This is a genomic window from Paraburkholderia sp. RL18-085-BIA-A, assembly GCF_046027075.1.
GTDB lineage: Bacteria > Pseudomonadota > Gammaproteobacteria > Burkholderiales > Burkholderiaceae > Paraburkholderia.
On sequence record NZ_JARESU010000085.1, the window covers coordinates 16,026 to 36,102 of the forward strand.

The 20,077-nt window shown below is 60.4% G+C and carries 18 protein-coding genes and 1 riboswitch; of the genes, 8 read left to right on the forward strand and 10 right to left on the reverse strand.

Going from position 1 to position 20,077, the window contains the following annotated elements; translation table 11 throughout:
- Positions 1–100 precede the first annotated feature (100 nt).
- The 5 genes from P0D89_RS35985 to P0D89_RS36005 all read right to left on the reverse strand — a co-directional run bounded on the left by P0D89_RS35985 (position 101) and on the right by P0D89_RS36005 (position 7,951).
- Positions 101–3,217: an O-linked N-acetylglucosamine transferase family protein gene (locus tag P0D89_RS35985; protein ID WP_408365599.1), complete on the reverse strand. Its 3,117-nt coding sequence runs from the start codon at positions 3,215–3,217 to the stop codon at positions 101–103.
- Between the two features lie 197 nt (positions 3,218–3,414).
- Positions 3,415–3,714, reverse strand: coding sequence for a flagellar protein FliT (gene fliT / locus P0D89_RS35990; RefSeq protein WP_408377962.1), 300 nt, complete (start codon positions 3,712–3,714; stop codon positions 3,415–3,417).
- A gap of 20 nt (positions 3,715–3,734) precedes the next feature.
- The gene (fliD, locus tag P0D89_RS35995) at positions 3,735–5,312 is read right to left on the reverse strand and encodes a flagellar filament capping protein FliD (protein ID WP_408365595.1); all 1,578 of its coding nucleotides are present in this window, start codon (positions 5,310–5,312) and stop codon (positions 3,735–3,737) included.
- Positions 5,313–5,455: 143 nt separating this feature from the next.
- The gene (locus P0D89_RS36000) at positions 5,456–6,628 is read right to left on the reverse strand and encodes a flagellin (RefSeq protein ID WP_408365593.1); all 1,173 of its coding nucleotides are present in this window, start codon (positions 6,626–6,628) and stop codon (positions 5,456–5,458) included.
- Between the two features lie 312 nt (positions 6,629–6,940).
- Positions 6,941–7,951, reverse strand: coding sequence for a sodium:calcium antiporter (locus P0D89_RS36005; RefSeq protein WP_408365591.1), 1,011 nt, complete (start codon positions 7,949–7,951; stop codon positions 6,941–6,943).
- Between the two features lie 118 nt (positions 7,952–8,069).
- Positions 8,070–8,241: riboswitch (yybP-ykoY riboswitch) on the reverse strand.
- 899 nt (positions 8,242–9,140) lie between these two features.
- On the opposite strand from P0D89_RS36005, the gene P0D89_RS36010 reads away from it, so the two are divergent.
- Positions 9,141–9,791 carry an AAA family ATPase gene (locus tag P0D89_RS36010; protein ID WP_408365589.1) on the forward strand — a complete coding sequence of 217 codons (651 nt, stop codon included), beginning with the start codon at positions 9,141–9,143 and terminating at the stop codon, positions 9,789–9,791.
- A 907-nt stretch (positions 9,792–10,698) separates the two neighbouring features.
- Here P0D89_RS36010 and arsN2 read toward each other — a convergent pair.
- Together arsN2 and P0D89_RS36020 are read right to left on the reverse strand one after the other, a co-directional pair.
- Entirely contained in the window at positions 10,699–11,208 is a 510-nt protein-coding gene (gene arsN2 / locus P0D89_RS36015; protein WP_408365587.1) for an arsenic resistance N-acetyltransferase ArsN2, read from the reverse strand.
- Complete coding sequence (locus P0D89_RS36020; RefSeq protein ID WP_408365585.1) at positions 11,205–12,467, reverse strand: MFS transporter; 1,263 nt, start codon at positions 12,465–12,467, stop codon at positions 11,205–11,207. Before P0D89_RS36020 ends, arsN2 begins: the two co-directional genes overlap by 4 nt.
- An 867-nt stretch (positions 12,468–13,334) precedes the next feature.
- Between P0D89_RS36020 and arsH the strand changes: the two genes are divergently transcribed.
- From arsH to P0D89_RS36035, 3 genes are read left to right on the forward strand one after another with little or no spacing between them, the layout of a single operon-like run.
- Entirely contained in the window at positions 13,335–14,111 is a 777-nt protein-coding gene (gene arsH / locus P0D89_RS36025; protein WP_408365583.1) for an arsenical resistance protein ArsH, read from the forward strand.
- 10 nt (positions 14,112–14,121) lie between these two features.
- Entirely contained in the window at positions 14,122–14,460 is a 339-nt protein-coding gene (locus P0D89_RS36030; RefSeq protein ID WP_408365581.1) for an ArsR/SmtB family transcription factor, read from the forward strand.
- Entirely contained in the window at positions 14,461–14,934 is a 474-nt protein-coding gene (locus tag P0D89_RS36035; protein ID WP_408365579.1) for an ArsI/CadI family heavy metal resistance metalloenzyme, read from the forward strand.
- A gap of 114 nt (positions 14,935–15,048) precedes the next feature.
- Here P0D89_RS36035 and P0D89_RS36040 read toward each other — a convergent pair whose 3' ends face one another.
- A complete protein-coding gene (locus P0D89_RS36040) occupies positions 15,049–15,390 on the reverse strand; it encodes an ArsR/SmtB family transcription factor (RefSeq protein ID WP_041730777.1) in 342 nt (113 codons plus the stop codon).
- 198 nt (positions 15,391–15,588) lie between these two features.
- Here P0D89_RS36040 and P0D89_RS36045 point away from each other — a divergent pair, with 198 nt between their 5' ends.
- Complete coding sequence (locus tag P0D89_RS36045; protein ID WP_408365577.1) at positions 15,589–16,104, forward strand: arsenate reductase ArsC; 516 nt, start codon at positions 15,589–15,591, stop codon at positions 16,102–16,104.
- Positions 16,105–16,106: 2 nt separating this feature from the next.
- Positions 16,107–17,180, forward strand: a complete 1,074-nt coding sequence (arsB, locus tag P0D89_RS36050) for an ACR3 family arsenite efflux transporter (RefSeq protein WP_408377965.1) — start codon at positions 16,107–16,109, stop codon at positions 17,178–17,180.
- An 84-nt stretch (positions 17,181–17,264) separates the two neighbouring features.
- Here arsB and P0D89_RS36055 read toward each other — a convergent pair whose 3' ends face one another.
- Positions 17,265–17,573: an acylphosphatase gene (locus P0D89_RS36055; protein ID WP_408365573.1), complete on the reverse strand. Its 309-nt coding sequence runs from the start codon at positions 17,571–17,573 to the stop codon at positions 17,265–17,267.
- A 42-nt stretch (positions 17,574–17,615) separates the two neighbouring features.
- Positions 17,616–18,029, reverse strand: coding sequence for an AAA-type ATPase lid domain-containing protein (locus P0D89_RS36060; RefSeq protein ID WP_408365571.1), 414 nt, complete (start codon positions 18,027–18,029; stop codon positions 17,616–17,618).
- A 263-nt stretch (positions 18,030–18,292) separates the two neighbouring features.
- Here P0D89_RS36060 and P0D89_RS36065 point away from each other — a divergent pair, with 263 nt between their 5' ends.
- Positions 18,293–18,646 (forward strand): hypothetical protein, encoded by a 354-nt coding sequence (locus P0D89_RS36065; RefSeq protein ID WP_408365569.1) that lies wholly within the window; start codon positions 18,293–18,295, stop codon positions 18,644–18,646.
- Between the two features lie 33 nt (positions 18,647–18,679).
- Positions 18,680–19,897 carry a PDDEXK family nuclease gene (locus P0D89_RS36070; protein ID WP_408365567.1) on the forward strand — a complete coding sequence of 406 codons (1,218 nt, stop codon included), beginning with the start codon at positions 18,680–18,682 and terminating at the stop codon, positions 19,895–19,897.
- Positions 19,898–20,077: the final 180 nt, after the last annotated feature.

A 20,077-nucleotide genomic window follows, 5' to 3' on the forward strand; every position in this document is an offset into this window, starting at 1 on the left:
AGGCGGCAGGAAAAGAGGACACTCGGCGGCGAAATCACGACGTCCTCTTTATCCGGCTACGGCATCTTGATTACCCGGAACGCCGCAAGACGCGTACGTGTCACTCCCCATATTTGCCTAAATACAGCGCGTAGTTTTCTCGCCAGCTCGGCGACCCGAAGGCGCCGCCGCTTTCGTGAACCACGCTCAGCGGCCAGGTTCCCATGCGCAGACCCTTCAGTTCGGCCTGGCGGCAGAAGTCCATGTCGTAAAAGTGGAACTTGAACTGCTCGTCGAAACGCAGGCCGCTGCGCACAAGCGTTTCGCTATCCGCAATCAGTAGCAGACCGTCAAGCAGCTTGCATTCCTGCCCGGAAGGCCCGAAAGTCGACGCGATGTCGCACGGGAATCCCTTGCCATGGCCGACTGTTCCGCTCAGATACTTGCGCTCGTCCCACCGTAGGTCCGGGGTGGCGAAGGCCCATGCCGGCTGGCGCGGCACCCGGCGCAGGTTACCGGCGAGACCCACCACGTCGAAGCCGGCGAGTGATTCGCGGATGCGCTCGGCCCAAAAGAAGTCGTTGAGCCAGACGTCGTCGTGAACGAATACCAGTATGGCCGGTTGCTGCTTCGCGTCGTCGATCGCGGCGTTGTAGATGCTGGATAGTCCGCGCGTGTTGTTGTCGAACAGTTGGAGTTGTATGCCGGGCAGGTGCGCGTAGAGCTTGAGCGAGCGGCCAAGTGCCGTTTCGTTAGAGAACTGCTCGCGGCTGCAGCGGGTACCGCAGACGAAACGGATGGGTTTCATTGCCGCGAGGGTATCGGACTCCTGGCCGATCGATGTGATCGATCCGGCAGTTGGCGCAATGCTCAGTTGCTCGTGACGCGCCTGGTCCGAAACTGGCTCCGTCAACTGATCTTGTGGCTGCGCCTGGACCTCGAAATGCTCTGGCGCAAGCCCGTCGCACCAGCGCTGCCACATGATGCGCAGCGCACGCGATGCGGCGTTGGCGATCGTGCTTGCGCTGATGATGGGCGACTGCGTGCAGTGCTGGCGAAGCTCACGGCGTACCGTCGCGAGCGCGTCGAGGTCGTCGGCCAGCGCGACGCACTTGCTCACAAAGTCGTCCTTGTCGCGCGCGACGAATGCCGCGTCGAGCCCGAGGTGCGAGAGCCACCCCGTGCTGCCGCGGCTAGCCATAGAAACGCCGGGCAGGGTCACGGTTGGAACGCCCATCCACAGGGCGTGCATGGTCGTGGTCGAGCCGGCGAATGGGAACGCGTCGAGACAGACATCGACCTGCAGGTGTTGTTGCAAGTAGCCCTCGACACCCTTGCGCTGCATAAAACTGATTCGGCTCACGTCGATCCCTTCGCTCGCGAACAGTTTGGCCAGTCTGTTCATTTGTTCGATCGACGTAATCGCGCCAATGAGCATGCGCGAATTCGGTATCTCGCGAAGCACGCACGCCCAGAGCGCCACAACTTCCGGCCCGATCTTGACCAGGCGACTGAAACTGCCGAACGTCACGAAGCCGTTTTTCAAGGCGGGCAGCACGTTCACGTCCGGCGCTTGCCTGTACGGCTTGAATGGCGCGAGGGCAGGCAGAAACACGAGCTTTTCCGAGAAACGGCTGGCGAACTGTTCGAGCGGCGTGACGAACCGATCCGACAAGTAATAGTCGATGGACGTCAGGCCGGTCGTGGCCGGATTGCCGATCCAGCCCACCTGAACGGGCGCGGGCTTGTGCGCGAAGACCACGAGACGGTTGCGGCCGGTATGCCCGGACAGATCGATCAGGATATCGATGCCGTCGTCGCGGATTTTTTGCGCGACCGCGGCGTCGGTCATGCCGAAGATTTCGTGCCACCCTTGCGCGTACTCTCGGATCTGCCTGGTGAAAGCGTCGGTGACCACGTAGTTCGAATAGACATGCAGTGACAGGCTTGTGTCGCGGGCCAGATGCTCGACGATCGACTGGAAGAAATAGGCGACCGGGTGATTGATCAGGTCGCCCGAAACGAAGCCGATTCGCAAGCGCCGCGACGGATTACGATCATTGGTGTGCTGCGGCCGATGCGCACGCAGGGCGGCTTCCTGGCGCGTCCCGAACTCGCTGAACTCTGCGAATGCGCTTGCTGCATCGAGATCGGTCTTGTGCATCAGGCAGAACAGCAGGTTGCTGTGTGTTGCTGCCTGCATTGGCGCGAGTTCGAGCGCACGCCGAAAGGTGCTCTCCGCTTCGTCGTACTGGCCATCCTCGTTCAGCGCGTTGCCAAGCGCGTCGAGCTCGAGAGCGTCACTCGGCGCCAGTTCCACGGCGCGGCGCATCTCGGCGATCCCCTCGCCGGCTCGGCCCGTTGCCTGCAGGGCGGCACCCAATGTGCGATGCAGCGCTGCACTCTCGGGATGCTTTTCGAGAGCCTGGCGGCAGTGCACGATGGCTCGCTGGGGCTGGCGCGTGATATGCAGCGCGTCAGCCAGCATCGTCTGAGCGGCGAGACTGTTGGGCAGCAGGCTGGTGGCACGCTCGGCCGACATCACAGACTCCGCATACTTGCCTGCGCGCTGCAGGGCGTGTGTGAGCGTAATCCAGCATTCGCCGTGCGACGGGTTTTGCTCCGTCAAGTGACGGGCAAGCTTCAGCGCAGCCTCGGCCTTTCCGCTGTTGAAAAGATCTGCAAATCGGCGCAACTCCGTCACGCTTGCGCGACGCGGGTCAGATTTCGCTGCGGGCGTCTCCGACGTCTCCCGCTTCGGCGTATCTTCGGTTGCCGCGGCCGCGGGCGAAGATTCAAGCGAGGGCTCCGGTGCTGTCGGGGCATCACGCTGGGGCAGACGAGCGGTCAACGTATCGATGGCGTCCCCGGGAACGCCGCATTGCCGCGCCAGGTCGAGTGCCACCCGCGCGGCTTCGATCTGGTTGCTTGCGGTGAGGGCGTTGAAGTAGTAGACCCAGAGTTGCGCGAAGTTCGGCGTGTGGCCGAGCACGGCTTCGAAATGCGGCACAGCCTCGGCTGGTCGGTCCGTTTGCATGTACAGCACGCCGATGTGGTAGTTGGCGTCGACATGATCGCGATCCGCTTCCAGCACAATGGCGTAGAGCGCGGCGGCCTCGTCGTATTCCTGCTTGCGATGATGTTCGATCCCGGCTTGCATGACGAGCTCGATGTCGTGCCCGACGTGCGATTGGGGGGCTGGCGCGATGGTTTCGATCGGAGTAGGGAAAGCGGTCATGACGAAGGCGTGCTTGCGCCGCAAGTAGCAGGAATAGGGCAATTATCGGGGGTGGCCCCACCGGGCGAATCGCCGAGTTGACGTCAAAACCGCCGCCAATTCGAGGCCAGCAACCGTACAGCGAACCGGGGCCGCCGGCTCACGAGAAGTCGCAAGCGCTTGAGAACGTTTCCAGGACGCGGCGCGATTGGCCGGCTTCAGAATTGCGCGACGCGTTGATACTGATTCGCATGGCTGGCCGCCTGCATGGCCGCCCGATATTCGGCGCCCAACTCGGTCTGGGCCAACTGCGCCTCTGCGGCGATCCGCGCGTCGATCGCGTGAACCTGCGCAAGCACATCGAGCGCGGCGCCCGCTTGTTGTGCGGAGAGCGACATGAGGAGAGGCGAACGCTCGCTCGCGAGTTCCGCCGCCCGTTCCCATTCGCCGACGGCCGTTGCCTGCTCGATAGACTTGGTGAGTTGCCAGATGCGATCGATGCGCGTCGCGAATTCCATGTCGTGTGCCCCTGTTCGGCTTAGCCCTTGCTGGTGGCGAGCGCGCCGGCGCTGTTCGCGCCGCCGAAGAGTTGCGTCAGATATTGCGAGTTGTTGTTCATCGTCGCCATCAGCGTGTTGAGCGCAGTGAACTGCGCGTTGTACATGCTGGTGAGCTGCGCCTGATAGTCCGTCAGCGACGACTGTTGCGTTGAGAGATTCGTCAGGTCCGTGGTGAGCGCGTTGGTGCGCGTCTGGATGGCACCGCTGGCCGACAGATAGTTGGTGATGCTGGTGTTCAGCTGCGCCGCGACGCCATTGGTGGAGTTGAACAGCGAAGCCACCGTCGACTGATTGGTCTTCAGCGCGTTGTTCAGCGTGTCGCTGTCAACCGAGAGCGAGCCGTCCGCATTCAGCGAGATGCCGATCGAGGCGAGGCTCGTCGTCGTGTTGCCGTTTTTCACGCCCGCCGCCACGATCGACGCCAACTGGTTCTGGACCATGTTCAGCGTCGAGTCGCCAAGCAGCACGCCCTGCGACGTCGCGCCCGAGCTGAACGAGGTCAGCGTGCCCACCGTCGTGACGAGCGTGTTGTAGAGCGTGACGAACTGGTTGATCGTATTGGCCTGCGACGTGGTGTCCTGGGCGACCGTTAGGGTCTGCGGCGATGAACCCGTCGTATCGACGGAAGCGGCCGAAAGGTTCAGCGTGATGCCGGAAAGCGCGGACGTCACGGTGTTCGTCGAATTGGTGACGGCGGTGCCGTCGATCGTGAAATAGGCGTCCTGCGCAGCAGTCGTCTGGGTCCAATCAGACGTGCCGGTGGCTAGAGTCGACTGATTGGCCTTGAGCTGCGCGCTGGTCGCGCCAGATATACCGCTCAGCGACGTACCATTGTTGCTCGACACGGCGAGATTGTTCAGTGCGTCGCCCGCAGTCGAATCGCTGATCTGCACGCTGATCGCATTCGAGGAGCCGGTCGACGTCGCGTGCAGCACGAGGTGCGCGCCGTCTGAGCCGTTGACGACGGTCGCCGTGACGCCAGGGTTATTGCTCGCGCTATTGATGGCCGCCGCGATGCCGGAAACGGTGCTGTTGGAACTGTCGAGCGAGATCGTCGTGCTCGCCCCGCCGACGGACAGCGTCATCGTGCTCGGGCCCGAAGCGAGCGCCTGCGTCGCGCTATAACCGGTCGAGGTCAGCACCTGGGCCGTCGCCACCTGGGCCACGTCGATCGAATACGTGCCGGCCACCGCACCGCTAGCCGCCGTGGCCGTGATGCCGCTGTTGGTGCCGCTGGTCGTGGCCGTGAAGTCATTCACGGTCGTCCCATTCGTGAGCGAGGTCAGTCCGGCCTGCAGCGCGGAGAGTGCGGCGGAGAGCGTGCCGTATGCGGAGATCTGCGTGTTGTCCAGCGTCTGCTCCGCGGACAGCGTCGCGGCCTGCCCGGCGATCTTGGAGTTGACGAGTGCCGTCACGAGCGAATTCACGTCCATCGACGAATTGGTCGAACCGCTGATGATCGACTGCGCGGCTGCCTGCAGCGCGGCGTTGCTCGCCGCGGTCGTGGCGGCGACAGTACTGGCGATCGAACTTGCGCTCGAGGATACGGTGGACATGGACAGGCTCCGTGTTTCGGCGATGCCGGATGAATCGGTTCAGGTCTGTAAAACGGTAATCGGGAGGCAGGCCTCCCGACTGGTTTGCGTTCCGCGCGCCGGGTATGGCGGACGGGCGCGGAACGCATGCTACATGAAGCGTGTTACTGCAGGAGCTTCAGGATCTGCTGCGGTTGCGAGTTCGCTTGGGCCAGCACCGAGATACCGGCTTGCTGCAGCACTTGCGCCTTGCTCAGGTTGGCCGTTTCCTCTGCGAAGTTGGCATCCTGGATCGACGACTGGGCGCTCGACAGATCGGTCGACTGGGCTTGCTGCGTCGTGCTGATTGCCGAGAAGCGGTTTTGCGCGGCGCCGAGCGTTGCCTGGAGGTTGTTGACCGTGTTCAGTGCGTTGTCGATGGACTCCATGGCCATGCTCGCACCGCTCGCGGTACTGATGTCGACGTTTGCAACCGTCGTCGGCGCGTTGTAGGAGCCGATCTGGGTGGCCATAGCGGTGGCTGCGGCGGAGCCGGCCGAGCCAGCATCCGCAATGATGTTCGTGGCGGTGAGCGTGACAGCCGTGCCCGAGCCCTGGAAGCCGCTGCCGGTGCTGCTGGCCTCGCCCGTGGCGGTGAACAGAGCGCCGACCGCGGTGGAGCTCAGTGCCTGGTTGTTCTGGTCCGTGAACGTGAAGCCGCCGCTTCCGTCGGAGACCACATTGACGGAGGTGACGGTTGCAGCCGAGGCTGCGGCCGTAGCGCCAGCCGAATCCAGGCTCAGGCCGCTGAAGGTGCCGAGCGTCTGGCCGGCTTGCGGCACGCCGCTGCCCATTGCCGCTGCCGACATGTCTTGCGTCAGGCTCAGGTTGATCGTCTGGCCGACGTTAGCGCCGACCTGGAACGTCACGCTACCAAGCGTACCGTTCAACACGTTCATGCCGTTGTACGTCGTTTGCGATGCGATACGGTTCACTTCCTGGATCTGTTGCGTCACTTCCTGTTGCAGTGCCGCGCGATCGGTGTCGGTCATGCTGCCGTTCGATGCTTGCGTCGCGAGCTGGCGAATACGCTGCAGGCTGCTCGTCAGCGACGACAGGCCGCTCGATGCGGTTTGCACCATCGAGACGCCGTCGTTCGCGTTCGAAACACCTTGGCTCAGACCGTTGATCTGGGTCTGCATGATGTTCGAGATTGCCAGACCTGCTGCGTCGTCCGCTGCGCTGTTGATGCGCTTGCCCGACGACAGACGCGTGATTGCTTGCGACAGTGCGCTACCCGAGCTGGTCAGGTTCTGCTGTGCAACCAGCGAGTTGATGTTGCTGTTAATTCCGAGCATGGAAATTCTCCTGTTGGGGCCATCAGACCGTTACATGCCATGTAGACCAAGGCATCAGCGAACGTGGCAGCTGTTCGTTTGCCGCCCGCCTTGTTTGGGGTATCGGCCCGGCTCGGAAAAACTTTATGGGGACAACACGCATATTCGTCGATTCGCACGGCTGAATCGCCGGTTAAGTGAAATGAACGGGCGACCGGCAGACGCAGCCCTAAAGCTCGCCAATATCGCGCCGTTAACAGCGGAGTGAGGCGCTCAAAGTCAACCGCCCCCAACCGATCATCGAGGCCTGACAACAGACTTGAAGCCGGTCACTCACCGCGTTAACGTGATCGCCAGATACGTGGCGTACAACACGCCGCATACCAGCAGCGCCCACACCGGCACACCACGCTCGCGCACATTGACGCGCAGCCATGCCGCAGCAGCGAGCGTGATCACGATCCCGGTCACCACTTCGATGCGCGGCGTCCACGGCGTCAGAAGAATACCGATCGCGGGAAGCAAAGTGCCTTGAAACACCATCGCGCCGGTGATGTTGCCGAACGCCAGAGTGTCCTTGCCGCGCCGAATCCACAGGATGCTGTTGACCTTCTCGGGCAACTCGGTGGCAATCGGAATGATCAGCAGCGACAGCAACAGCGGCGACACGCCGAGCACCTGCGACACTCCGCGCACGCCGTGAATGAACCCTTCCGCGCCCCACACCAGTAAGGCGACGGCAAGCGCCAGTTGCAGCACGATGGTCGCGAGATTGGTCGGCACGCCGACGCGCGAGAGCAGCATCTTGCCGGGTGCTTCGGTGCCGTGCCCCGCGTCGACGAGCTGACTCGACGCGCGAAACGTCATCACCACATAGGTGACATACACGCCCACCAGCGCCACGCTGAACAGCGCACGCACGATCATCTGCGTGTGCGGCACGTACATCGCCCCGGCCGCCAGCACGAACGCGCACAGGAAATAGTTCAGATCGCGCGTGAAACCGGTGCGCTCAGGCGCGACCCAGCCTTTGACGCCGCGTGCGCGAAGAATGGCGAGCGTCATCAGAAACGTCGACAGCGTGGAGAGCATCAGCGGCGCTCCGAGAATCGCGCCGACGCCGATCTCCTGGTTGACCGCGCTATCGGTCGTGCCACTCGCGATCGCGAGCAGCGGCACGAGCGTTTCGGGCAGCGCGGTGCCGACCGCCGCGAACAGCGAGCCTGTCACGCCTTCGGAGATTTTCAGACGTTCGCCGAGATGTTCGAGCGCGTTGGTGAAGAGTTCGGCCGCCACCAGAATGACGACCAGCATGATCGCGAGTTCGACGAGCAGACCGCTCATGCAAGACTCCCAGCGCATGCGCAAAAAGCACGGCCGCTCGCCGAATGGCGGGCCAACGCGAAAGCATGCTGGCGGACTGAGGAGGCGACACGGTGATTCATAGGGCAACTCCGCGGTCGGACGTATGTGACGAACCAATGACGCACGGCCGCCCGTCCGACCAGAACGAGGCAGTGCGTCAATGGTCTCGCCAAACCGGCCCGGTCGAACGCGCCATGGCCCGCAGGCCAAGTATGTTGACGCGCTCTCCTTCAATGGATGAAGGAAGGCTACTCCCCAATGACCGGGGGATTCTAATGGGATGCGTGGCTTTCAACAAGCTTTTACAGGGCTGCTAGCAAGAAGTAAAAGCGGGAATCGATTCGTGAGCGCTGGATCAAGCAGTGAGCCGCGCTGCCTGTACGAGATGCTGTTTTGAAAATGGCGAAGGCGCAGACGAGAAAATCAAATCGACGAATTCGAGGAATCGCCAAACGAGTTCGATAAGCGGTTCGATCGACCGATTCAGGAAAGTGATTGTGGGACTTTGATACCGCGTTCTCTAGTGCCGGGGCAATAGCCGTTATTAGCATGGCTGCCGCTTGCGACAACGCCGAGGACGGCAAAACGAAGAATGTGCCGTTACGCCACTCATGTCGCGAAGTACACCCTACCCGCGTCGTTTACGGAGCTTTCCGACCAGATTTCAGGCGGGGATGGCCGCTTCAGAAGGCCGTTTTAGAGGGTATGCACCCTACCGATGACGCAAATCTGCCTCAGTTCACTCCACAGGTGTCGCACCGGGCATCTCTCTCAAAGCTCCGTCGGGCTGGCATCAAGGGGGCCTTGGACAATGCGCGCAAAACTGTCGCGTTGCTCGAGGGCCTCGCCGGAGTTGACGGGTAAGTGCAGGCGCGATACTTCTGCCGCGCCCGGTTTTGCCACCAAGAATTCAGCGAGCTGCGAGAGGCAATCATTAATGAGGCGTGTGGGCGCCCCGAGCTTTTCGGCCTCGTATCGCGAAAGCGACGATTTGGCGACCCCATGAGCCGCGGCGAACTCAGCTTGAGTGCTTTTACCGCGCGCCCACCGAATCAGCTCGCCCTGCGTTCTGGGTGGAAACATTCGAGTGTTGGTGCTGTTATTGCATCAAGTTGCGATAATAGCATCGCCAGTTCGGCATGAAGTCCATACTTCGCTTCGAGACTTTTTGAGGTTCCTGATGGCACGTTCCGACCAAGTGAAGGCACTACTGCGCGCATATGCTGGTGACAACCACGAGCATTTCTACGCGGTCGCCATGCAGATGGCGGCGGACGAAGCGCATCGTGGTCACACTAAACTGGCCGCAGAACTGCGCGACCTCGTGGACGCAGCAAAGGCGGGAAAGAAACCGGGTCTCTCGTCGGTAAGCAGCAAGGTCGGCCAGCGTCCAATTCCGCTCGCGCAACCGAAGGGCGAGCTGTCGGAATTGCTGACAGTGCAGTACCCGCACGAGCACCTGCAGCAAATGGTGTTGTCGGACTCTGTACGCTGGAAGCTAAATCGCGTGCTCCGCGAACAGCGCCACCATGAACTATTGCGCGCGCATGGATTGAGCCCGCGCAAGAAACTCCTCCTCACGGGGCCGCCCGGCACAGGCAAGACCATGACAGCCGCCGCCCTGGCCGGCGAACTGCGTTTGCCGCTATTCACGGCACGGTTCGACAGCCTCATCACCAAGTTCATGGGTGAGAGCGCGTCAAAGCTGTGCCTGGTGTTCGAAGCGCTAAAGTCGACCCGCGGCGTCTATTTCTTCGATGAGTTCGATTCGCTGCGGCTCCAGCGCGGCAGCCAGCACCGCTTACGCGCTTGTCTTTAGCTACGCACCGAAGAGGCCTGGCTCCGCATGGAGCGGCGTGACGAAAGGTCATGCACGGTCTCATAGACCGGCTTTTTGGTGGCCTGTGAGGGACTGAATTTTCTGTACGTGAGCGCTGACTTCTCGGCGCTCGTATCCGCTCCAAGTCATACCGGCAGTCCTGGTCTCACGGATTCGGTAACTGGCTCACTTGGAACGTGTATGCGGTTCCGTCTGGACGTACAGCGATTGTCTCTGTCTGGCCAATCCGTGCCGTGACGTCAATATCTTTTGACCAGTTCCCGTCCCGGGACGCGCTCCAAATTCGCCCTTCAATCCGAACGGCCCCAGCATCAGAAGTCTCGGAGACGATCAGGGAAGCCGCATCTCCCATGGTTACCCCACCTTCCTTGTCGTAGCGAGAGAAGCGACCCGGTACACCAGCCTGACTCACAATCGGATAGCCGAACTCCAACTCACCTGTGCTGCTTCGGGCAGACACAAACGTCGCGTATTGATGAAGTTTCGATGTTTCGACCCAAATCCCACGCGAACAAGTCAACATTGGCTCCACAACGACCGACGTCGTTTCTCCTCAGTTCAAGCACGCGCCCCCAGCCAGCGGAGGTTGCGAAGCAATGGATGCCTCGCATACAAATGTTGATGCCGCAATCACACAGGCGAGACACCGCCGACTCAATGCTCTCATGCCGAACCCTATAGAGCGAACCATACAGAAGAATGTCATGTCCTTCGAGGGGACCCAGCCTAACAGTGTCAACGGCAGCCGAGCACAACCCTTTAGCGCGCATCGTGGCAAGGAAACAAGACTACCTTCCGCTCGGATGCATCACTTCGGAGATGAAGCACGATGCATTGGCATCAATGGGCGCGCGCGTGGGTGGACACCCACGGCTACCCTTCAGTTTTAAGTGCGCATGACGCTCGCTGTAGGAACACCTTCCAGCATGCGCCTCAGGCAAATCGCCGATGCTGGACACAAAATTGCAAACGGCGTACTTGCTCGGATTTCAGCTGGCGCAGTGCTCCGGTCCGCTACGACATAGCCGGCCCGTTGAAAGAACTCGGCGGCGGTCGTCGTCAGCAACCACAATTCGGAAATGTTATCGGCCCGCGCAACGTTCTCGGCGTAAGCCAGTAATTGACGACCCAATCCTTTCTCGCGAGCGTTGTTCGCTACTACCAGTGACCGCAGCAGCGCACTTGTCCCGGATTTCTCGAGACCAACGCACCCGATGAACCCTCCGTTTGCGTCCTCTGCGACCAAGAAGTTGTTGAGTGCAATGGCGGTGATGTCGACCGCCGGCAACCCGTTCTCTGCGAGCAAAGCTTTGATGGCGTCAAGGTCATTACTTCGCGCGGCACGTATCTTCATGGCGAAGGTATGAGTGCTGGATTCGGAGCCAGGAAATATCATGCTACGCTGGTTGCAGCATGACGGCTGCCCCGGACGGCCACGAAGAACGCAATTGCTGACAGTATCGAGACGAGAAGCACGGTCCACTCAACAGCCACGTATCCGTGCGTGAAGCTCCAGATGCTGGCCGCGGCAATCGGCGCGATTCCCTTCGCAACGTTCGACGGAAAGGAAAGCATGCCGCTGACCGCGCCATACCCCTCAGTCCACATCAGGTCCTGGACGATAGTGCCCCGCAGGATTGTCATCATGCCGTTCGCGGCACCATAGCAAAGAGCAAACAGCCAGATAAGAGCAGCGGAATGGCCAGCGCAGATGAGGATGAATGTCGACAGAGGGAACAGCGTCACGACTATGAGGCCAACGGTACTCGCGTGAAGCCCTCGGCCGAAAGCGAACCACAGCGCGCGGGCGGCGACCTGAGCGGGACCGATGAGCGCCATGGTTGTGACCAGCACGGCATTCGATAGTCCTCGCTCGACCATCATCGGCACCAGATGGAAGGTAAGCGCCGCGAACGTCGCGTAGTAGGCCGTGAAGCAGACGGCGAGAGCCCAGAAGGTGGGCGTGCGGAGCGCGCGGCGTGTGGCTTCGCCATGCGCGGCCTTGACCTTACCGTGATTCGGCCGCGAGTCGTCGTGTGAACGCGACGAACGGACGGCGAGGATGTGAATTGGCAGGGCGATTGCCAGGTTCGCGGCAGCAAGAACGACAAGCGCTGTGCGCCATCCGACCGAGCCAACCAGCAACTGGGTGAGCGGAATGAAGACCGTGCTGGCAAACCCGCCCACCAGCGTAATAAGGGTGATTTTGGTCCTGAAACTTTGCGGATATCGGTGCGTTACGACGGCGAAGACTGGGTCATAAAGCGTAGATGCCATGGCAATCCCGAGACCAATCCAGGCAACGAAGAGCGCCGTCAACGACTGTGCGTCGGCCCACAGCAATAGCATGGCCGCTGCGATGACTGAGCCGGCGGCCATCACCCGTCGCCCGAGTCCGTGGTCAATCCAGCGACCAATGGGATATGCGGCGAACCCGGAAACCAGCAACCCCACCGAAAGGGCGGCATTTGTCGCCGTTCTGCTCCAGCCCATAGATTGCTCCATGGGCACGACCAGCAGGGAAAATGAATAGTAGACGGAGCCCCAGGAGACTAACTGCGCTAGCGCCAACGCCCATGTAACCAGACTGTCTTTGGTATCTGCCGGTGCGGTGTCTCCGCTGGCGTTCTCACTTCGGCTCGACACTGTGCTCAATTTTTTCAGCCCCTCATCTGGCTTAGTTTATGGACGGTGCTGCAGCCAGTACGAAAGGCGTCGCAGCAATAGAATGTTGCGGAAGCAAGTCTGTGCGCGATGACAGCGGCGACTCGCTCATGAAGTGGGTCGATGCGGCATGTGGTAGCCATCGGCGGGTTGTCTGCACGGCACCGAGAAAGCCGACTCCCTCCCGATTGCAATATCGCCGAACGCGTCGAACGACGAGCCGCTCTTGTAGGCGTGCTAGCGCCCCGATGACGCCTCGTTTCTGATGACGCGTAGTCAATGCGACGAAAAACTTCGAGCCCTCATCGGCGAGACGATTGCGGACTCGCAGCAACGGTGCCTTCCAGTCACACGGTGGCCAGACACGACTCAGAACTTGTGCATCCATCACAAGGACCGCAGCCGACGAACCGTCCGCAGCCAGGAATCGTGCAAGCTCAAGTTTCACGTTAACCGCTTCTGTCAGCGCAATCGCGGAGGTCGCGTACCCGGTCTCCATCTGAAACGCCCGCGCTACGTCCGCCGGGAAGGACGCACAGTCTGACTTGGTCGAAGTGCGCCCCCCGGCAGATTGTGTCGCTGAGCCAGCAGCTCGTCCACGCGCCCTCAGCATGAGGAATCCCTGCATGGACCTGCAATGCCACCCGCCCGAGGCAGGCCGGAGCGAGTCAGTCGAAACCCGGTCTTCGCAGTGCATGGCAGCCTCCAAACGTTTCACATTTCCAGAATACCGGAAATGTTGTAGAATGCAAGTGACGAAGTGATGACGGTCGTGTTCGGCAGGGGCTGCAAAGCGCCTTGAATTGACCAAACACCTCCATATAATTGGAAATGTCAAATTGCAAGCAGGGTAATAAGATGACAGTTCACGCAATCAATAGCGACCGGAGCTTCCCGGCCGCCAGGACAGATTTTTTCGATACCGATATCGCTGCGCGCCTCGGAATGGATGGACAGCCGCCGGTAAGGATTCTGCTGCTCTACGGTTCGCTGCGGGAGCGGTCCTATTCGCGGTTGCTCGTCGAAGAAGCCGCTCGCCTGTTGCAGACATTCGGTGCGGAAACGCGAATTTTCGACCCGCGCGGTCTGCCGCACGCAGACGACATCGACGTGAAGAACCATCCGAAGGTCAAGGAGCTGCTCGATCTGTCACTTTGGTCAGAGGGCCACGTGTGGTGCAGCCCGGAGCGCCACGGCACCATCACCGGTCTGATAAAGACGCAGATTGACCATCTGCCGCTGGTGAGCGGCGGTATCCGCCCTACGCAGGGGCGCACGCTAGCTGTCATGCAAGTCAGCGGCGGCTCGCAGTCATTCAACTCGGTGAACCAGCTTCGTCAGCTTGGACGCTGGATGCGCATGTTCACTATCCCCAATCAGTCGTCGGTTGCAAAGGCGTTTGAGGAGTTTGAAGAGGACGGCCGGATGAAGCCGTCGTCCTATTACGACCGACTGGTTGACGTGATGGAAGAACTCGTGAAGTTCACGCTGTTGCTTCGCGGTCGTGCCGACTATCTCGTCGACCGGTACAGCGAACGTGTGAAGGAAGCCCGTCCGCTCGACCCGGCGACCGACCTGGCCTCCCAGGCAATCGCTGACCATTCCCGCAAAGAAGCGCAGGCGACCAACCAATAAGAGGCACATCATGGCAACCCTGGGTTCGAAGCTTGCAGTCAAGGCGCTTGCAGCGCTCGCACATGAAACCCGTCTCGCAGTCTTCCGTCTTCTGGTGACGGCTGGACGCTCGGGTATGAGTCCAGGCGCTATTGCCGAAAAGCTGGGACTCCCGGCGCCCACGCTGTCATTTCACCTGAAGGAGCTCGCCCACGCGGAGCTCATTGAAGGCAAAAGTCAGGGGCGGTTCATCATCTACTGCGCCAGCTACGACCACATGCAGACGCTCATGGATTTCCTGATGGAAAACTGCTGTGCAGCGGAGCAAGCAGAACAATGCGGCTGCACGACCAACGAAACGGAGGCGTAAATGAAGCGATTTCACGTGCACATTATCGTCCCGACACTCGACGAAAGCGTGCGTTTTTACAGCAGCATGTTCGGCGCGCAGCCCACTGTGCTCAAGGACGATTACGCGAAGTGGATGCTTGAAGACCCGCGCGTGAACTTCGCCATTTCGGCGCGTGGCGGGGAAGCAGGTGTCAATCACTTGGGATTTCAAGTCGATAGCGATGAGGAGCTGTCAGTTCTTCGCGAGCAGGTCGTCGCTGGCAGCGTCGCGGTACAGGACCAGCCCGGCGCGCAGTGCTGTTACGCAAGTTCGAACAAATACTGGACGCAGGACCCGGCCGGTGTGCCTTGGGAGACGTATCACACGCTTGGCGGCATCCCGATGTTCGGAGCGGACAGCCGGGAGTCGGCCTCTCCTGAAGCGGGCGGGGCCTGCTGTGCCCCGGTTACCTCGATTCCAGCTGTGATTGAGAAAAAAGCCGGCTGCTGCTGATTCGCTCGGACAAAAGCAAACGGCCGCCCAAGGTTAGGAGGCGGCCGTTGCAGTTGGATACTGCTGCGGATGATGTAAGTGTGTTCTGCGCGACTTACCGCACTAAGCGCCTGTTCATGCGGTCACGGGCTTGCACTTCACTTTCCTGGCGGGCTTGCATGCAGCCGAGTCCACTCCCTGGCAGCAGTTCTCGGTCAGAAAGCCAACCAGGTCGTTCATGTGCTCGATTTCGGGCCCGTAGTATACGAAGCGCCCTTCCTGGCGAGACGTTACCAGGCCAGCATGCGTCAGCTCCTTGAGATGGAAGGAGAGCGTCGCGCTAGCCAGGTCAAGATGCTCCTGGATGACTCCGACGTTGAGACCCTCCGGCCCGGCTGTGACGAGCAGGCGAAAAATAGCCAGGCGCGTCGGCTGTGCGAGCGCGGCCAAAGCTTTGATGGCGTCTTTTTCCTTCATAAGGCTCTGTCTTCAAGGTTATGTGCCGATTCTAGCGCGGCGCCGCCGGCGCGGGGTGAAACAGTCGACCCCAGACTTCAACGCTGCCAGCGACGAAGACCGACCGCACTCACGCTTGCTGCGTCACAACGCTTCCATTACATTGGAGATATGGAGTAATTCGAAACCGCCTAGTCCAAACGTCGCCAGGAGAAGTCTGTGACCGAACACCGAAAGTACAATGTCTTATTCCTCTGTACCCACAACTCCGCACGCTCCATTCTGGCGGAAGCGGCATTGAATGAACTTGCGAGCGACCGCTTCGTGGGGTACAGCGCCGGCAGTCACCCTGGCACTGCTCCGAACCCTTTTGCGCTTGACCTGCTGCGTTCACAGGGGATTTCTACCGAAGGGCTACGCAGCAAGAGCTGGGACGAATTCGCTGAAGACGGCGCACCGCAAATCGATTTCATTTTTACTGTCTGCGACAACGCAGCCGGCGAGGTATGCCCCATTTGGCCCGGTCACCCTGCGAAAGCACACTGGGGCGTACCTGACCCGTCGACGGCCGAGGGCTCTGACGACGCCAAGCGCAAGGCATTTCTGCAGGCCTACGTGCAGATGAAGAAGCGCGTCGAGCTCTTCGCGAATCTGCCGCTCGAAAAGCTGGACCGCGTTGCGGTCCAGCAGGAAATGCAGAACATCGGCACGTCGCTGCGTGAGAAGGGAGAATAACGATGGCAGGCAGTCAAACCGCTGCAAAAGCAGCGCGGCCAGCACCCAGCGGCATCGGATTCTTCGAGCGCTATCTGTCCGTGTGGGTCGCGCTGTGCATTGTGGTCGGCATTGTCCTCGGCAAGTTGTTGCCCGGCACCGTGCATACCGTTTCGACGCTTGAAGTCGCCCACGTCAACATCCCGGTCGGGATTCTGATTTGGGTCATGATTATTCCGATGTTGCTGCGCATCGACTTCGCCTCGCTGGGGAAGGTTCGCACCCAGCTGAAGGGCATTGGCGTGACGCTGGTCATCAACTGGGCGGTCAAGCCGTTCACGATGGCGTTTTTGGCATGGGTCTTCGTGCGGCACGTATTCGCGTCGCTGCTGCCCGCTGACCAGCTCGACAGCTACGTCGCCGGCCTGATTCTTCTGGCTGCAGCGCCTTGCACAGCGATGGTCTTCGTCTGGAGTCAACTGACGAAAGGTGACCCGTACTTCACACTGTCCCAGGTCGCGTTGAACGACCTGATTATGGTGTTCGCGTTTGCCCCGGTCGTGGGTCTGCTGCTCGGCATCTCGAACATTGCGGTGCCTTGGGATACATTGCTGACCTCCGTGGTGCTCTACATCGTCATCCCCGTCATCATTGCGCAATTTATTCGCAAGGCTCTCCTGCGGCAGGGCGAGCATGCCTTCCAGAAAGCGCTCTCTAAGATTGGCCCGTTCTCCATCGCTGCGCTGCTACTGACACTTGTGCTGCTCTTCGCGTTCCAGGGTGAGCAAATCATTGCTCAGCCTCTCGTCATCCTGCTTCTCGCGGTCCCTATCCTGATTCAGGTGATTGTCAACTCGTCGCTCGCCTACCTGGCAAATCGACAACTGGGCGTATCGCACGACGTTGCTGCACCGTCCTGCCTGATTGGCGCATCCAACTTCTTTGAACTCGCTGTTGCGACGGCAATCAGCCTGTTCGGTCTGAAGTCCGGTGCGGCACTGGCAACAGTGGTCGGCGTGCTCATCGAAGTGCCGGTCATGCTAGTCGTAGTCAAGGTCGTTAACTCGTCCCGTAACTGGTATCAACGGTCGTCGTGACTGACACAGCCGCTTTCCGCTGCGAAGACGGCACCGCGTGAATGCGGAAAGACGCCTTCTTTCATCGGAGCGATTTGCTTGCCCTTATAGAGTGGGCAAACGCTCGAAGTTGTCAAAGCGGGCAAACGGTGGGGGCACCTCGGTTACCTCAAGCGCGTCGACAAGCGCTGCGGACATGCCCTCGCTGAGCCAGGCGCACATCTCCGCCAGTTGCTCCGGCGAGCCCTGTAGCATCGCCTCTACCGAACCATCCATGCGGTTGCGGACCCAACCGGTGACGCCCAGTTCTCTTGCGCGTCGTACGCAGGCCTCCCGATAGCCCACGCCCTGCACCTGGCCACGTACCTGAACCAGTCTTGTCTCGAGCGGCTCGACCTTATCGTGAGATTCCATGCGCGTACTCCCGTTGCGTAGCGACGCAGCTGCGAGTGCAGTTCAATGAAGCGGCTCGGCCGCAATCGCAAGCTTACGCATCTTCTCCCACAGGCTCTTCCTTGAAATGCCGAGGGCGTGGGCGGTCTCGGAAATGTGGCCCTGGTGCTGCAGCAGCGCGGCACGAATGAACGCGTTTTCACATGCGGTCATGTAGCCGTCGAGCGGAGTATTCATCTCCAGCGCTGCTACGGTCAGAGACCCGTCCTCCTCGAAGAGGTCGGACGAAAAAAGCATGTTGCGGGAACACACGATGCATGCGCGCTCAAGACGATTCTGCAACTCTCGCACGTTCCCGGGCCAGCCGTACGTTGCGAGTCGCGCTTCGGCCGACGGATGAAACAGTTTCGTGGGTTCACCAAGCCGGCCCGCAATGTCGCGCACGAAACGATGGGCAATAATCAGCGCTGTCTCCATGTCTATGTCGACCGTGACGCAAAGCGGCGCTGAGTCGGGTCTCGTGGTGACGCCGTTCCCCTCCTACCGCAGGTACTGCCTGAATTCAGACGCGCTCCTTGAGGCACTCGGTGCCCGTGTCTCCACATGGATGGGACCGGACGACGTCCCCGAATTGCCGGAACCAATTTTCTTTCTGCGACCGACAGCGTCGTCGGGGCGACCTCCGGGTCGGCATCAACCAACGTGAGCTTTATCGCAAGGGAACGTGGGGGAGGCATGCAATGAGTGCGGTTCGATTTGAACCATGGGTCGGCGGCCACTACGCGAATGACGGATTCCGTGCGCTTCGGGTGCTGGATGTCTCGGAGTCGCACTATGGCAGCAGCAAGTACGAGCGTCGGGACGTCACCCCTGAAATTGTCAAGGCATTGGCGCTCGGATTGACACACCCGCATACCCAAGGGAAGTTTGGCAGGCACCCGCACTACGCGAAGATACCAATCGGGCTCGAGGCATCGTCGCCAGCATTGCAGCTACTGACGCCGCCGTCGGTGGTGAACGCAATTAGTGACGGCTACACGGTGCAAGTGCACTCAAGCTCCGTTGCGCAAAATGCAACGGCCGGTGACGCCTGACATGAACATTACTCTCGCCGAGGCGCATAGAGCATGACAGTGTATTTCGAAGACAACAACGGCGAAGGCGGTCCGATAGCGTTCGAGCGGTCTTCCCTTTCGTCGACGGATGGGCACAGTGAGCGTTGGTTGCAGGAGCGACTGTTCCAGCATCCTGGTCTCGTTCCAATGGTGGAGATGTTCGGTCAGGGCGAGGCATTCGTGCCGTTATGCCGCGAACTGCCTCTTCGTCATGGCTCGTCGAATGTGTACCTCGACTTGCTTGGCGTCTCGCCGACTGGGCGCCTCGTACTGATTGAATGCAAGCTTTGGCGAAATCCGGAAGCCCGTCGCGAAGTTGTCGCTCAACTGTTCGAATACGCGTCGCTGTTATCCGAATGGACGTACTCGGACCTCGAAGCACGCCTGAAGCAGGCGCGCGGATTGGCCGGTGAGAACCCGATTTACAAGGCAGTCTGCGCAACGTTCCCACAGTGCGATGAGGCCGCATTCGTAGATGCGGTTAACAGGTCTTTGTCGCGTGGAGATTTCCTACTCGCAATTGCTGGCGATGGTATCCGCAGCGACCTGCATGCATTGCGTCGGTTGATGGCGAATCAGGGTGGCCTATTGTCCAGGCTCGCTTTCCCGGAAATCAAGGTCTTCAAGGATGTCGGTGGTCGAACGCTACTCGTACCGACCGTCCCGATTCAAACAGAGGTGATAAAGCGCGAAGTTCTCGTCCGAACGGACGGCACACCGCTAGAACAGGCCGCGGCGGCTCTGCAGCGCGAACCGACGGGCTCGAGAGCCCCCGAGGGCACGGCTTCATCGAACGCCGCGCGACTTCAGAATAGGGAGTTCTGGGACCGATTCATCAGCCTCGTCAAATTCGACCACCCGGACCAAGCGCCGCCTCGACATGGTGGCAACAATTATGTCCGCCTTGAGCTTCCCGGACCCGTTGCCAGCTTGGTCGTCTATCGCACCGCTGCGGGACAAGCGGGATTCATGGTCAAGTTCATGGGCGCTGACGGACGCGACGCTATTCAGTCCTTGCTCGAAGACCAGGCCGCGCTTGAACAGGAACTCGGTCAAACAGTTCGATTTCAGGTCGGCGAGACAGCCTCGGACAGCCAGCGTGTTGCTGGAGAAATGCTTGTGGATTACATCCCCGCGTGCGAAATCGCTAGTCAGGAGGAACTGCAGCTTACGTGGCTGGTGGAAACTGCGAATTCTCTCGTGACAGCCTTAAGAACCAGGCTGAAGTAATTGGTCACGCCGAAGGTCAGTATGGTGCCGCGTGGCCACACCTCCATGCACAGCGATGTCGTGGAGGTCTTCTTTTACGGCCAGTCCCCAAACGGGTTGCCGGTGTCTTTCACTTCGGTATTGAGGTTGTATTCTGTACGCACGGCCTTGAGCACGCCCTCGATGTCGCGCTCGAAGGAA